The sequence below is a fragment of the Nocardia jiangsuensis genome (assembly GCF_042650385.1).
Taxonomy (GTDB): Bacteria; Actinomycetota; Actinomycetes; order Mycobacteriales; family Mycobacteriaceae; genus Nocardia; species Nocardia jiangsuensis.
This window is the reverse complement of the sequence record NZ_JBHSAX010000009.1, coordinates 130,834-143,876: the sequence shown is the minus strand read 5'-3', so window position 1 is coordinate 143,876 and position 13,043 is coordinate 130,834. Positions and strand designations below refer to the sequence as shown.

Below are 13,043 nucleotides of genomic sequence, written 5' to 3'. Positions count from 1 at the left end.
GGCGCCCGGAGCGATCGCCGTGTCGACTCTCGCGATCCTCGGGATGGAAACCATGGCTACTCGATCCGCCGCCCCCGGCGTCCACTCCGTCACCCGCTGGCGGGCGCATGCCCGCGAGCACCCGCTCCGGCACCGGCTGGCGGTGGTGGCCCCGGACGCCGCCGACGTCATCCGCAATGCCGGTGGCTGGCTCTTCGACCGCTCCGCGGCGGGCTGGGAGGTGACCGTGCTGGTCGCCGACTCCGGCGACGTCGCGCCGCTGCGGATCCTCGGCGTCACCGTGCTCGACCTGCGCCAGGCGCTCGCCGGGCCGATCCACGAGATCTGGCCCATGGCGGTGGCCGTCTCCGCCGCGACCTACCGGGTCGAGCCGCTGGTCCGCACGGGGGTGCTGGACTGTCTCGATCGCGGCCTCACCGAGGTCGCGGTCTGGGGCGACGACCTGCCGGACGAGCTGGCAGGCCGGGTCGCGCCCTCCTATCACCGGGTCAGCGTCGCGGCCCGCGCCTTCAAGTCCTGCGCGCTGGCCGCCGCCGGATGTGCGGGGGAGCCGGTGCCGCCGACCGAGGTCTTCGGCGCCGGTGAGCTGCTGCCGCCGCGGTACCGGGCCGAGATGCGCGACCTGCTGCCCGCCTGACGGTCAGCCCGCGGGCTCGGGGCTGCCGGCCCTGGCCCGCTCGAGTTCGGCGATCTCCCGCTCGACGAGGTCGAAGGCCTCGCTGTGCCCGCCGGACATGCCGAGTGCGCGCTCCAGCACCACCACCCGGGACACGCTCGTCATGAGCACCGCCATCGCCGCGGGCGGGAAGCGCTCGGTGTCCAGCCCGTACTCGGCCAGGATGCGGGTCAGCGCGGTGGTCTGGATCGTGCGGAAGCGCTCGGCGTAATCGGCGACCGCCGCCCTGATGGCCGGGCGGTGATTCGACAATCCCACGAACTCCATGGTGAAACGGACGGCGGCGGGATCGATGCTGAATTCCCAGAGCGCGCGCAGCGGGGCGGACGTTTCCATCATCTCGGCCTGCATGACGAGCCCCTCGTCCGCGCGCCGGATGAAGATTTCCAGCAGGAGGTCGTCCATCGAGCGGAAGTAATAATGCACGAGCTGGGGTTTGAGCCCGGCGCGCTCGGCGACGCGCCGGGACGTCACCGCCGCCCAGCCCTCGTCGAGCAGCAGCTGCTGGGCGGCCTCCAGTAGAACGCCGCGGTTCTTGGCGTCGGGGGCGCCGATACGGCGGGGCGATGGCATCCGCCTGCTCCCTTCCGGAGTCCTGATCCTGGGATCAATTCGTATCGTAGTAGTGGACGGCTGTCACTATTGACGTCTCTCCGGCAACCATGCTATGCATGTGCACAGCATCTGTTCCGGTGGAGTAGCTCTGCGATTTCCTCCGGGTTGACGGGCAATTGCCGTCGCCCCTATTTCGCATTTTCCGACATGTTCGATGTGAAACGCGTGTGGTGCGAGGAGAATCAAATTCTCTCAATCGTGCATTCCACTCTTGACGACGCTGAGAGATAGCGCCCACAATGGGAACAGTTGGTTCTCACAAGTGCAGTACGAGATTCTCCGCGACGTTTCCGCCGCCGATCAGAAGGTTCATAGATGACGCTCAGCCCTGGTCCCGCAGGCGGTGAACTCCCCGTCGCGAAGCCGGCGACCCGGGAGGTCACCGACTGGGGCCGCGGCTACCTGAAGCGGCATCCGGTGGCCGCGCTGGAGACCGTCGGCGGGCAGTTCGTGCTCGGCGTCCGCGCCATCCAGTACCTGGTCGCCGATATCGTCACCGGGCGCTTCGCCTTCGCCGAGTTCGTCAGGCAGTCGGCCTTCATGGCCTCGGCGGCGGCGCTGCCGACCATCTTCGTCTCGCTGCCGATCGGGGTGACGCTTTCCATCCAGTTCGGCCTGCTCGCCGGGCAGGTCGGTGCCACCTCGCTGGCCGGCGCGGCCAGCGGGCTCGCGGTGATCAGGCAGGGCGCGCCCATGGTGGCCGCGCTGCTCATGGCCTCGGCCGTCGGCTCGGCCATCTGCGCCGACCTCGGGAGCCGCAAGATCAGGGACGAGCTGGACGCCATGGAGGTCATGGGCGTCTCGGTGGTCAGGCGGCTGGTCGTGCCGCGGGTGGCGGCCGCGGTGCTGGTCGGGGTCTCGCTCACCGGGGTGGTCTGCTTCGTCGGCTTCCTGGCCGGGTACCTGTTCAACGTCTTCGTCCAGGGCGGCGCGCCGGGCAGCTTCGTGGCCACCTTCGCCTCCTTCGCCACCGTCGGCGACCTGTGGCTCACGTTGGTGAAGGCGGTCGTCTACGGCGCCATCGTCGCGGTGGTGGCCTGTGAGAAGGGGCTCGGCACCAAGGGCGGGCCCGCGGGCGTCGCCAACTCGGTCAATTCGACGGTGGTCTCCTCGATCCTGCTGCTCATGGTGGTGAACGTCGTGTTCACGCAGATGTTCATGATCCTGTTCCCGCGGTCGGGGCTGTGATGGCCGCGCCGTACCGCCCGCTCGGCACCCGCACCCTGCTGCGCACCTCGCGCCAGCTCGGCACCTCGTTCATGCGGCTCGGCCACATGATCACCTTCCTGTTCCGCGCGCTCGGCTCGATCCCGGTGATGCTGCGGCACTACCGCGGTGAGTTCCTGCGCATCCTCTCCGACATCACCTGGGGCAACGGCTCGATCGTCGTCGGCGGCGGCACCGCGGGGGTGATCATCGTGCTCGGCGCGGCGGGCGGCGCCATCGTCGGGCTGGAGGGGTACAACGCGCTGCACCTGCTCGGCATGGAGCCGACCATCGGGCTCATCGCCTCCACCGCCTCCACCAGGGAGCTGGCCCCGATCATGGCCTCGCTCGCCTTCGCCGCGCAGGCGGGCTGCCGCTTCACCGCGCAGCTCGGCGCGATGGGGATCGCCGAGGAGATCGAGGCGATGGAGTCCATGGGCATCCGCTCGATGCCGTACCTGGTGAGTACCAGGCTGCTCGCGTCGATCGTGGCCATGATCCCGCTCTACGTCATCTGCCTCGCGGTGAACTACATCGCGGTCGAGGTGGTGGTCGGGCTCTCCGGCGGGCTCTCGCACGGCACCTACCAGCACTACTTCCAGCTCGTGCTGAACGGCCCCGACATCGTCTACTCGCTGCTCAAAGCCATTGTCTTCGTGATCATCACGACCACCGTGCAGTGCTACTACGGCTTCTACGCCTCGGGTGGACCGCAGGGCGTCGGCATCGCGGCGGGCCGCGCCATGCGCGCCGCCATCTCGCTGATGATCATCGTCAACCTGCTACTCACGGTCGCGCTGTGGGGCATCGGCGCCAGCGCCCGGCTCGGAGGCTGAGGTCATGTCGGTGCTGTTCGAGAAGGACGGCCGCGGGCCGTCCGGCACCGCGCTGCTGCTGCGCGGGCTGGTGCTGGTGCTGGCGACCGCGCTCGTGGTGACGCTGCTGCTGCTCAAGTCGACCGGTCGCTTCGACGAGAAGCTCGAGGTGACGGCGGTGCTCGCGCAGCTCGGCGACGGGCTGCCGACGCGCTCGGACGTCAAGTTCCGCGGCATGCTGGTCGGCATCGTCGCCGGGGTCACCCCGGCCACCGGCGACGCCGGGAACAGGGTGCTGCTCCAGCTCGATCCGGTTGCCGCGCAAGGTATTCCGCGCACGGTGACGGCCAGGGTGGTTCCGAGCAACGTCTTCGCGGTCTCCTCGGTGCAGCTGGTCGACAACGGCCCCGGCCCGGCGCTCACCGCGCAGACCGAGATCCGCCAGGACACCAGCCTCTCCACCGTGCAGCTGCAGACCGCGCTGACCAAGCTCCGCGAGATCATCGCCAGCACCGCCCGGATCGGCACCGGCAACACCGTCGGCATCCTCGCCACGGTGGCGCGCGCCACCGACCGGCGCGGCACCGACCTGGTCGAGGCGGGCGCCCAGCTGAACCGGATCACCGCCGAGTTCGACGCGCTGCTCACCCCGGACGGCGGCCCGCCCACGCTGACCATGGTCGCCGACGCCGTGCGCGGGCTGAACACCTCCGCCCCCGATCTCCTCGACGCCCTGCACCACGCGGTGCTGCCCATGCGCACCCTGGCCGAGCAGGACGCCCAGCTGGCGGGGCTGCTCGGCGCGGGCAACGCCACCTTCGGCACGCTCGCCGGTTCGCTGGACCGGCGCACCGACCAGATCGTCGACGTCACCCGGAAGATGGGGCCGGTGATCGACGTCTTCGCCGAGGGCTCCCCGGCCTTCGGCCCGATCGTGGTGCGCATCAAGCGCCTCTCCGAGCTCTGGTTCTCCGAATTCTGGAACGCCGACAACCCGCGCGGGCGCGGCAAGTTCCAGTTCCGCTTCACCCCGCACACCCCTTACACCAGGGCCGACTGCCCGCGCTACGGCGACATCGCCGCGCCGAGCTGCAGCACCGCCCCCACCGACATCCCGATCGAGCCGGTGCCCGCCGCGCTCGACCCGGCGAACCAGCCCGCCGCGCCCGAGCTGCCGCCGGAGATCAGGGACCTGATCGAGCGGGCGCTGCAGGGCAACCCCACCGGTGCCGAGTCGCTGCTGGCGCCGCTGGTCGCCGACGGCCCGTTCCCGGCCGGCGGTGCCCGATGAGCTACCGCCGCCCGCTGATCGGGATCAGCCTCTTCGTCGCCGTCGCGATGGCGCTCATCTGGGTCACCTTCGTGACCCTCGACCGCGGCATCAACGGCGACACCGAGGACTACTCGGCGGTCTTCAGCGACGTCAGCGGCCTGCGCGTCGGCGACGACGTGCGGATGGCCGGGGTCAGGGTCGGCCGGGTGGACGGCATCGAGCTGGACGGCCTTCTGGCCCGGGTGCGGTTCCGGGTGGAGGACGACCAGACGCTCTACGGCAACACCAAGGCCGCCATCACGTACCAGAACGTCATCGGGCAGCGCTATCTCGGGCTCGCGCTCGCCGAGTTCGGCGACGGCTCGGCGCTGCGGCCGGGCGCGGAGATCCCGCTCGAACACACCGAGCCGTCCTTCGACATCTCCGCGCTGCTCAACGGTTTCGAGCCGCTCTTCGGCGGGCTCGACCCGGCGCAGGTCGACAACGTGACCGGCGCGCTGATCAAGGCGCTGCAGGGCGACCGGACCTCGCTGGTGCTGCTGGTGGAGCAGGTCTCGTCGCTGGCCGAGTCGCTGGCCGGGCCGGACCAGGTGCTCGGCGCGGTGATCGGCAACCTGAACGCGGTGGTCGGCAACCTGGCGCTGCAGACCGGCCAGGTCGGCTCGCTGATCGGGCAGTCGCGGGCCATCGTCGACGGGCTGACCAGGCACCGCGACGAGCTGTTCGGCGCGCTGGACCAGGCGGCGGTCACCACCGCGGGGCTGGCCGACACCATGGACGGCATCCAGCCCGAACTGGAGTCCATGCTCAATCGCGAGCCCGGCTTCACCAGGCACTTCGCCGAGAACAAGGAGAACTTCGCCTACCTCGGCTTCAACCTGCCCGGGTTGTTGAAGGGGCTGGCCAGGGTGAGCCAGGAGGGCCCGTACCTGAACACCTACCTGTGCAACTTCGGCGTCACCATCCTGCCCGCGCTCTCCTCGCTGGTCCCGACCGTGGTCGACCTCGCCACGCCCGGCGGGCAGGCCCAGTACTCCCCGATCTGTAGGTGAGGCGGATGACGAAGACGTGGAAGCGGCCGCTCGAGGAGCACCGCCGCGGCGTGCTCGGGCTGATCGCGGTCGCGGTGCTGCTCGCGGTGCTCGCCGCGGCCGTCGGCTGGAGCCGGATCGGCATCGGAACCACCCGGTACGAGGCGGAGTTCGCGCAGGCGGCCGGGATCAGCACCGGCGATCAGGTGACCCTCGCCGGCGTCCCGGTCGGCACCGTCGACGCCACCCGGCTGGCGGGGGACCGGGTCCTGGTGACGCTCGCGGTCGACTCCGGGGTGCCGCTCGGCACCGGCACCGGCGCCGCCATCAAGCTGACCACGCTGCTCGGCGCCCGCTACGTGGAGCTGCGCCCGGCCGGCGACGGCGAGCTGCCAGATCACCGGATCCCGCTGGAGCGCACCGAGGTCCCCTACGACCTGCAGACCGCGCTGGACAACGCCACGGTCACCTTCGACCGGCTCGACGCCGGGCAGATCGGCACCTCGCTGAACACCCTCGCCGCCCAGCTGCAGGGGGTCCCGACGGTACTGCCGGGCATGCTCGCGAACGTCCGCGCGCTGGCGACGATCATCGGCGACCGGCGCACCGAGCTGAGCGCGCTGCTCGCCGCGAGCCAGCAGCTCACCGGCGTCGTCACCGACCAGCAGGCGAACCTGGCCGCGATCATGACCCAGGGCCGCGACCTGCTCACCGAGATCGTGTCCCGCCGGGACATGGTGCTGCGGCTGATGGACGCCACCCGCCGACTGGCCGACCAGGTCCGCACCCTCGTCGTGCGCGACCGGCCCGCCGTCGACACCCTGATCGCCGGGCTCGACGAGCTGCTCGGCAGCCTGGCCCGCAACGACGCGCTGCTGCGCAGCACCCTGGAGATCCTGCCGATCCCGATCCGCAACTTCGCCAATGCCTCCGGCACCGCCAACGAGGTCGACTTCACCGCGCCGGCCGGGCCGCTGATCGACTCCTGGATGTGCGCGCTCGGCGGGCGCGCCGAGGGAGCCGGGCTCGCCCCCTACCACGAGGACTGCCAGTGAGAGCGAAGCGAGTCCTGGTCCGGGCGGGTGTGGTGCTGGCGATCGGCGCGCTGGCCGGCTGCGCGGGCAGCGCCGTCGTCCCGGACGACACCATCGCGGTGACCGCGCAGTTCGACAACGGCGCCGGGCTCTACCCCGGCAATGCCGTCGCGGTGCTCGGCATGCCGGTGGGGAAGGTGACCTCGGTCGAGCCGCGCGGCACGCACGTCGAGGTGCGGATGGAGCTCGACGGCGACGTCGACATCCCGGCCGACGCGCGCGCCGTCACGCTCTCCACCTCGGTGCTCACCGACCGGCACGTCGAGTTCACCCCCGCCTACCGCGGCGGGCCGACCATGGCCGACGGCGCCAGGCTCGGCCCGGAGCGCACCCGCACCCCGGTGGAGTTCGACCGGCTGCTCGGCGCCGCCGAGCGGATGGCGGGCGAGCTGCAGGGCGAGCAGCCCGGTGACGGCCCGGTGGCCCAGCTGCTCGGCGTCTCCGCGACCATCGCCACCGGGAGCGGGCCGGAGCTCAGGCAGACGCTCGACCAGCTCGCCACCGCCCTGAAACTCGGCAGCGACGGCGGCGCGGAGACCCGCGACACCCTCACCAAGCTGGTCGACCAGCTGTCCCAGTTGCTCCGCGCCGCGGCCGCCAACGAGGACACCATCCGCCAGTTCGGCGCCGCCACCGGGCAACTCGGCGACGTGGTGGCGGACCTGAACATCGGCACCGGCAACACCGGCGCGCAGATCACCGACATCATGCGACAGACCGACGCGCTGCTCACCGAGAACGCGGGCGCGCTCGAGTCGACCCTCGCCAACGGCGCGACGGTGACCAAGGCGCTGGCCGACTACCGCAGCGAGCTCGGCGAGTTCATCGACGTCACCCCGCTGCTGCTGAACAACGCCTACAACGCGGTCGACTTCCAGTACCGCGGCGTCCGCGTGCACGCGCTGCTCGACAAGGTCTTCTTCGACGGCCAGCTGGTCAAGGAGGTCTGCAATATCCTCGGGCTGCGCCAGCTCGGCTGCGCCACAGGCACATTGCAGGACTTCGGCCCCGACTTCGGGATCACCGACATGCTCGACGCCATGTCCAGGATGCCGCGATGAGCGCCGGGCGGGTCACCCGCACCGCCGCGCTCGCCGTCGCGGCGCTGGCCGCGAGCACCGGCTGCGCGGTCGGGCTCGGCGACCTGCCGCTGCCCGCACCCGGCTCGGGCGGCGACAACTACACCGTGCGCGCGAGCTTCGCGAACGCGCTGAACCTGCCCGCCAAGGCCAAGGTCCGGCTCTCCGGCGCCGACGTCGGCGAGGTGAGCGACATGGCGGTGCGCGACTACACCGCCGTGGTCACGCTGACCATCCAGCAGGGGGTCCGGCTGCCGCTCGGCACCAGGGCCGAGCTGCGCACCGCGACCCCGCTCGGCGACGTCTTCGTCTCGCTCACCCCGCCCGCCGAGGCCACCACCGCCACCCCGGTGCTGGCCGACGGCGACAGCATCGCGCTGGACCACACCGCCGCCGCGACCACCATCGAGGAGCTGCTCACCACCGCCTCGCTGCTGGTGAACGGCGGCGCCATCCGCAACCTCACCACCATCGTGAACGGGCTCGGCAACGCCGTCGGCGAGCGCGGCGACCGGATGGCCGAGCTCATCGACCGCTCCACCCGGGTGGTGCAGGCGCTCTCCGCCCGCTCCGACGACATCCGCTCCACGCTCGCCGAGGTGGACCAGCTGGCCCGCCGGATCGACGAGCAGCGCGGCACCGTCGACGACGTCATCGCGGCGGCGGGCCCGGCGCTGGACACCCTGCGCGCCAACTCCGGCCAGGCGCTGACCCTGGTCAACGAGGTCGAGCGGATCACCGCGCAGATCGGCCGCTTCCCCGGGGTGAACGGCGAGCAGACCACCGGCATGGTCGCCGACATCAACACCATCGCCGCCCAGCTGAATTCGGCGGCCACCAACCCGGATGCCAGCGTCGCGGCGATGAACGCGCTGCTCGGGCCGGTCATGGCGGTCACCGTGAGCACCTCGGCCAGCACCGACGCGGACTGGCAGGACCTGGCGATCGGCGCGCTGCCCGACCCCAACCATCCGGGCGACCCGGAGAGCAGGCTGCCCGACCAGCGGGACTGGCAGAACTTCATCGGCACCCTCACCTACACCCTGCTGAAACTCCAGGGCCGGATCACCGGGGGTGCGCGGTGAGCGCGCTGGAACGGCCCGCGCGGCTGCTGGTCGGCACGGTCTCCGCGGTGCGGGCGCGGCGCTCCGCGGTCTCCGCGGTGGCGCTGGCGCTGACCCTGGTCGTCGGGGTCGGGTACCTGGTGTTCGGTTCGCTCGGGGTGAACCCGGCGGCGGAGACCATGCGGGTCAGGGTGCACCTGGCCGACTCCGGCGGGTTGCTCGCCGGGCAGAACGTCACGCTGCGCGGAGTGCCGATCGGCAAGGTGGAATCGGTGCAGCTCGCCGGCGCCGGGCTGGTCGCCACCGCGGTGATCGACGCCGCCACCGCGGTGCCCGCCGACGGCGAGGTGCGGGTGGCGAGCCTGTCGCTGGCGGGGGAGCAGTACCTCGACTTCCGGCCCGACCGGGACGGGGGCCCCTACCTCGCCGACGGCGCCGAGATCGCCGTCGAGCGGACCAGCACCCCGACCCCGCTCTGGAAGACGCTCTCCCAGCTCGACTCCACGTTGGCGCAGGTGGATCCGGCGCAGCTGGCGGCGGTGGTGAACGAGCTCGGGGTCGGACCGGAGGGGCCGGAGAAGCTCGCCGATCTGCTCGACAGCGGGATCTTCCTCGCCTCGACGCTGGATTCGGTGCTGCCGCAGACTGTTTCGCTGATCCGGGACAGCAGGCAGGTGCTCGGCACCGTCCGCGACCTCGCCCCCGGGCTCGGCGATTTCGCGGCCGACATGAACGTGGCGCTGACCGGGGTGGAGGCCAAGTCCGGCGGGTACGTCGAGCTGCTGAACGCCGCGCCGGGGACGTTGCGCGCACTCGACGCGCTGCTCGCGCAGAACTCGCCGAACGCCGCCGCGCTGCTCGGCAACCTCGGCGTCGTCGCCGACACCACCGGCCCGCGGGTGCCCGCCTTCCGGGAGTTCTTCTTCCCGACCGAGCGGGCGGGCTCCACCCTCGACGCCATCGCGGTCGCCTTCCACGACGGCGGAGTCTGGGGGCTGGTGAACCTCTACCCGCGCTACGCCTGCGACTACGACCTGCCGCGCCGCCCGCCCTCGCTCCCCGACTTCCCCGAGCCGTACCTCTACACCTACTGCCAGGACAACGACCCCTCGGTCCTGATCCGCGGTGCCCGCAACGCCCCGCGCCCGCCCGGCATCGAGATCCCCGGCGCGCCGCCCCCCGGCGAGCCCGCCGACCGCCAGGCCACCCCCACCCCCATCGGCCCGCTCTCCCTCCCGCTCACCTTCGCGGGCCCCCCGCTCCCGCCCCCGCCCCCGGCCCCGCAACGCTGAGAGGAACCACCATGAGTGACACCGACACCGCTGTTGACGCCCGGCCGGACACCGCCGAAAACGCAGCCCCTGAAACGAAACCCGAGCTCGGGAAGGCGACAGACTCCGCAGTGGAGCAGTCGACCCCCGAATCCGCCGCAGGCGGAACCACCGAGGGCGGCGGCGAGACCCGCGGCGCGCACTGGCTGCGTCTCGCCCGCAAAGCCGCCCTGCCGGTCACGGCGCTCATCGCCATCGCCGCGACAACGGCGGCGATCATCCTCGGCGTCCAACTCCGCGACGAGCGCAGGACGGACGCGGCCGCCGACGCCGCACTGGAAGCGGCGAAAACCTACGCCGTCACCCTGACCAGCGTCGACTCCAACAATCTCGACGCAGGCTTCACGGCGGTACTCGACGGCTCCACCGGCGAATTCCGCGACATGTACACGCGATCCAGCGGTCAGCTCCGCCAGCTCCTGCTGGAGAACAAGGCGACGGGCAAGGGAACGGTCCTCGACGCCGCCGTCAAGTCGGCGAGCGAGACCGAGGTCGACGTCCTCCTGTTCATCGACCAGACCGTCACCAACGCCGCCTCCGCGGACCCGAGGATCGACCGCAGCCGCGTCGAGATGACCATGCAGCTGGTCGACGGCCGCTGGCTCGCCAGCCGCGTCTACCTTCCCTGATACGCCACTCCGGCCGATCCGGAGATCTCTCGCAGATAAGCGAGAATGAAATTCTCCACCTGAGATATGATTGTTTCCGAGGAGCTACCGATGACCGACTTCGACACCGTCGACTACTTCACCGATCCGAGCCTGGTCCCGGATCCGTACCCCTACTTCGACCACCTGCGCGCCCAGTGCCCGGTCAAGCAGGAGCCGACCTTCGGCGTGTACGCCGTCACCGGGTACGAGGAGGCCACCGAGGTCCTGCGCGACACCGAGAAGCTGTTCTCCTCGGCCATCGCCGTCGGCGGCCCGTTCCCGCCGCTGCCGTTCACGCCCGAGGGCGACGACATCACCGAGCAGATCGAGCAGCACCGCTCGCAGCTGCCGATGTTCGAGCACATGGTCACCATGGACCCGCCGCAGCACACCTACGCCCGCTCGGTCCTGAACCGGCTGCTCACCCCGGCCCGGCTCAAGGAGAACGAGGAGTTCATGTGGCGGCTGGCCGACCAGCAGCTGGACGAGTTCCTCGCCGACGGCAAGACCGAGTTCCTCGCCGCCTACGCCAAGCCGTTCTCGCTGCTGGTCGTCGCCGACATGCTCGGCGTGCCGGAGGAGGACCACCAGCAGTTCCGGATCGTGCTCGGCGCCGAGCGCCCCGGCTCCCGGGTCGGCGCGCTGGACAACGAGATCGTGGCCTCGAACCCGCTGGAGTGGCTGGACGAGAAGTTCGTGCAGTACATCACCGACCGCAGGGAGAACCCGCGCGACGATGTGCTCACCTCGCTGGCCCAGGCCAAGTACCCGGACGGCTCCACACCCGAGGTGATCGACGTGGTCCGCTCGGCCACCTTCCTTTTCGCCGCGGGCCAGGAGACCACCGCCAAACTGCTCGGCGCCGCCCTGCGGGTGCTCGGCGACCACCCCGAGGTGCAGCAGGCGCTGCGCGCGGACCGCAGCCTGATCCCGAACTTCATCGAGGAGACGCTGCGGATGGACTCGCCGGTGAAGTCCGGCTTCCGGCTGGCCAAGCGGGCCACCCAGGTCGGCGAGGTGGACATCCCGGTCGGCGCGACCGTCATGGTCTGCCCCGGCGCCGCCAACCGTGACCCGCGGCGCTTCGAGAACCCGCACGAGTTCCGGTTGGACCGCAAGAACTTCCGCGAGCACATGGCCTTCGGCCGCGGCGTGCACTCCTGCCCCGGTGGCCCGCTGGCGCGGGTCGAGGGCCGCGTCTCGATCGAGCGGATCCTGGACCGGATGCTCGACATCGAGATCGACGCGGAGCAGCACGGCCCGGCCGGCGAGCGCCGCTACGACTACGAGCCCACCTTCATCTTGCGTGGCCTCAGCAACCTGCACATCACCTTCACCCCCAACCCCTGAACAACACAACGGAGAGAGGTCCACGATGACCGGACGGGTCGACGGCAAGGTCGCCTTCATCACCGGCGCGGCGCGCGGCCAGGGTCGCAGCCATGCGGTCCGGCTGGCCGAGGAGGGCGCGGACATCATCGCGCTCGATGTCTGCAAGCAGCTCGACAACGTTCCCTTCCCCATGCCGACCTCGGAGGATCTCGCCGAGACCGCTGACCTGGTCAAGGCCAAGGGCGGGCGGGTCGTCACCATCGAGGCCGACGTCCGCGACTTCGACGCGGTCAAGGCCGGGCTGGACGGCGCGGTCGAGCAGCTGGGCAAGCTGGACATCGTCATCGCCAACGCGGGGCTCGCCAACGAGGGCGGCGCGCTGGTGGAGATGCGCGAGGACCTCTGGGACGACATGATCGGGGTCAACCTGACCGGCGTCTGGAAGAGCGTCAAGGCCGCCATCCCGCACCTGCAGGCGAACGGCAGCGGCTCGATCGTGCTGACCAGCTCGGTGGGCGGGCTCAAGGCGTACCCGAACGTGGGGCACTACGTCGCCGCCAAGCACGGAATCGTCGGGCTCATGCGCACCTTCGCGGTGGAGCTCGGGCACCAGAACATCCGCTGCAACTCGGTGCACCCGACGCACGTCAGCACCGACATGCTGCTCAACGAGGGCACCTTCAAGCTCTTCCGCCCCGACCTGGAGAACCCGGGCCCGGACGACCTGAAGCCGATCTGCCAGATGTTCCACGTGCTGCCCACCCCCTGGGTGGACTCGGAGGACGTCAGCAACGCGGTGCTGTACCTGGTCTCGGACGAGGCGCGGTTCATCACCGGCGTTCCGCTGCCGGTCGACGCGGGCTCGATGCTCAAGTAG

The 13,043-nt window shown here is 70.9% G+C and carries 13 protein-coding genes; 12 read left to right on the top strand and 1 reads right to left on the bottom strand.

Annotation, left to right across the window (positions count from 1 at the left end; all coding sequences use genetic code 11):
• Positions 1-52: 52 nt before the first annotated feature.
• Positions 53-637, top strand: a complete 585-nt coding sequence (locus ACFO0B_RS09910; protein WP_378612066.1) for a hypothetical protein — start codon at positions 53-55, stop codon at positions 635-637.
• Positions 638-640: 3 nt separating this feature from the next.
• Here the strand turns inward: ACFO0B_RS09910 and ACFO0B_RS09905 are convergent, their stop codons facing one another.
• Positions 641-1,249 carry a TetR/AcrR family transcriptional regulator gene (locus ACFO0B_RS09905; protein ID WP_378612065.1) on the bottom strand — a complete coding sequence of 203 codons (609 nt, stop codon included), beginning with the start codon at positions 1,247-1,249 and terminating at the stop codon, positions 641-643.
• A gap of 357 nt (positions 1,250-1,606) precedes the next feature.
• Between ACFO0B_RS09905 and ACFO0B_RS09900 the strand changes: the two genes are divergently transcribed.
• From ACFO0B_RS09900 to ACFO0B_RS09850, 11 genes are all read left to right on the top strand, one after another.
• Positions 1,607-2,479, top strand: coding sequence for an MlaE family ABC transporter permease (locus tag ACFO0B_RS09900; RefSeq protein WP_378612064.1), 873 nt, complete (start codon positions 1,607-1,609; stop codon positions 2,477-2,479).
• On the top strand, positions 2,479-3,333 hold the full coding sequence (locus ACFO0B_RS09895; protein ID WP_378612063.1) for an ABC transporter permease: 855 nt from the start codon (positions 2,479-2,481) through the stop codon (positions 3,331-3,333). Before ACFO0B_RS09900 ends, ACFO0B_RS09895 begins: the two co-directional genes overlap by 1 nt.
• 4 nt (positions 3,334-3,337) lie before the next feature.
• Positions 3,338-4,603 (top strand): MlaD family protein, encoded by a 1,266-nt coding sequence (locus tag ACFO0B_RS09890; RefSeq protein WP_378612062.1) that lies wholly within the window; start codon positions 3,338-3,340, stop codon positions 4,601-4,603.
• The gene (locus ACFO0B_RS09885) at positions 4,600-5,637 is read left to right on the top strand and encodes an MlaD family protein (RefSeq protein ID WP_378612061.1); all 1,038 of its coding nucleotides are present in this window, start codon (positions 4,600-4,602) and stop codon (positions 5,635-5,637) included. Before ACFO0B_RS09890 ends, ACFO0B_RS09885 begins: the two co-directional genes overlap by 4 nt.
• 5 nt (positions 5,638-5,642) lie before the next feature.
• Positions 5,643-6,671, top strand: a complete 1,029-nt coding sequence (locus ACFO0B_RS09880) for an MCE family protein (RefSeq protein WP_378612060.1) — start codon at positions 5,643-5,645, stop codon at positions 6,669-6,671.
• Entirely contained in the window at positions 6,668-7,771 is a 1,104-nt protein-coding gene (locus ACFO0B_RS09875; RefSeq protein WP_378612058.1) for an MCE family protein, read from the top strand. Before ACFO0B_RS09880 ends, ACFO0B_RS09875 begins: the two co-directional genes overlap by 4 nt.
• Positions 7,768-8,874, top strand: a complete 1,107-nt coding sequence (locus ACFO0B_RS09870; protein WP_378612057.1) for an MlaD family protein — start codon at positions 7,768-7,770, stop codon at positions 8,872-8,874. The genes ACFO0B_RS09875 and ACFO0B_RS09870 overlap by 4 nt, the downstream gene beginning before the upstream one ends.
• Positions 8,871-10,145 (top strand): MlaD family protein, encoded by a 1,275-nt coding sequence (locus ACFO0B_RS09865; protein WP_378612055.1) that lies wholly within the window; start codon positions 8,871-8,873, stop codon positions 10,143-10,145. Before ACFO0B_RS09870 ends, ACFO0B_RS09865 begins: the two co-directional genes overlap by 4 nt.
• Before the next feature lie 11 nt (positions 10,146-10,156).
• Positions 10,157-10,813: a hypothetical protein gene (locus ACFO0B_RS09860; RefSeq protein ID WP_378612054.1), complete on the top strand. Its 657-nt coding sequence runs from the start codon at positions 10,157-10,159 to the stop codon at positions 10,811-10,813.
• 90 nt (positions 10,814-10,903) lie between these two features.
• Positions 10,904-12,184 carry a cytochrome P450 gene (locus ACFO0B_RS09855; protein WP_378612053.1) on the top strand — a complete coding sequence of 427 codons (1,281 nt, stop codon included), beginning with the start codon at positions 10,904-10,906 and terminating at the stop codon, positions 12,182-12,184.
• Positions 12,185-12,209: 25 nt separating this feature from the next.
• Positions 12,210-13,043, top strand: coding sequence for a mycofactocin-coupled SDR family oxidoreductase (locus tag ACFO0B_RS09850; protein ID WP_378612052.1), 834 nt, complete (start codon positions 12,210-12,212; stop codon positions 13,041-13,043).

Excerpts from the sequence above, each read along its gene's own strand:
- ACFO0B_RS09910 (WP_378612066.1), top strand. The coding sequence starts at position 53 with ATGGCTACTCGATCCGCCGCCCCCGGCGTCCACTCCGTCACCCGCTGG.
- ACFO0B_RS09905 (WP_378612065.1), bottom strand. The coding sequence starts at position 1,249 with ATGCCATCGCCCCGCCGTATCGGCGCCCCCGACGCCAAGAACCGCGGC.
- ACFO0B_RS09900 (WP_378612064.1), top strand. The coding sequence starts at position 1,607 with ATGACGCTCAGCCCTGGTCCCGCAGGCGGTGAACTCCCCGTCGCGAAG.
- ACFO0B_RS09895 (WP_378612063.1), top strand. The coding sequence starts at position 2,479 with ATGGCCGCGCCGTACCGCCCGCTCGGCACCCGCACCCTGCTGCGCACC.
- ACFO0B_RS09890 (WP_378612062.1), top strand. The coding sequence starts at position 3,338 with ATGTCGGTGCTGTTCGAGAAGGACGGCCGCGGGCCGTCCGGCACCGCG.
- ACFO0B_RS09885 (WP_378612061.1), top strand. The coding sequence starts at position 4,600 with ATGAGCTACCGCCGCCCGCTGATCGGGATCAGCCTCTTCGTCGCCGTC.
- ACFO0B_RS09880 (WP_378612060.1), top strand. The coding sequence starts at position 5,643 with ATGACGAAGACGTGGAAGCGGCCGCTCGAGGAGCACCGCCGCGGCGTG.
- ACFO0B_RS09870 (WP_378612057.1), top strand. The coding sequence starts at position 7,768 with ATGAGCGCCGGGCGGGTCACCCGCACCGCCGCGCTCGCCGTCGCGGCG.
- ACFO0B_RS09860 (WP_378612054.1), top strand. The coding sequence starts at position 10,157 with ATGAGTGACACCGACACCGCTGTTGACGCCCGGCCGGACACCGCCGAA.
- ACFO0B_RS09855 (WP_378612053.1), top strand. The coding sequence starts at position 10,904 with ATGACCGACTTCGACACCGTCGACTACTTCACCGATCCGAGCCTGGTC.
- ACFO0B_RS09850 (WP_378612052.1), top strand. The coding sequence starts at position 12,210 with ATGACCGGACGGGTCGACGGCAAGGTCGCCTTCATCACCGGCGCGGCG.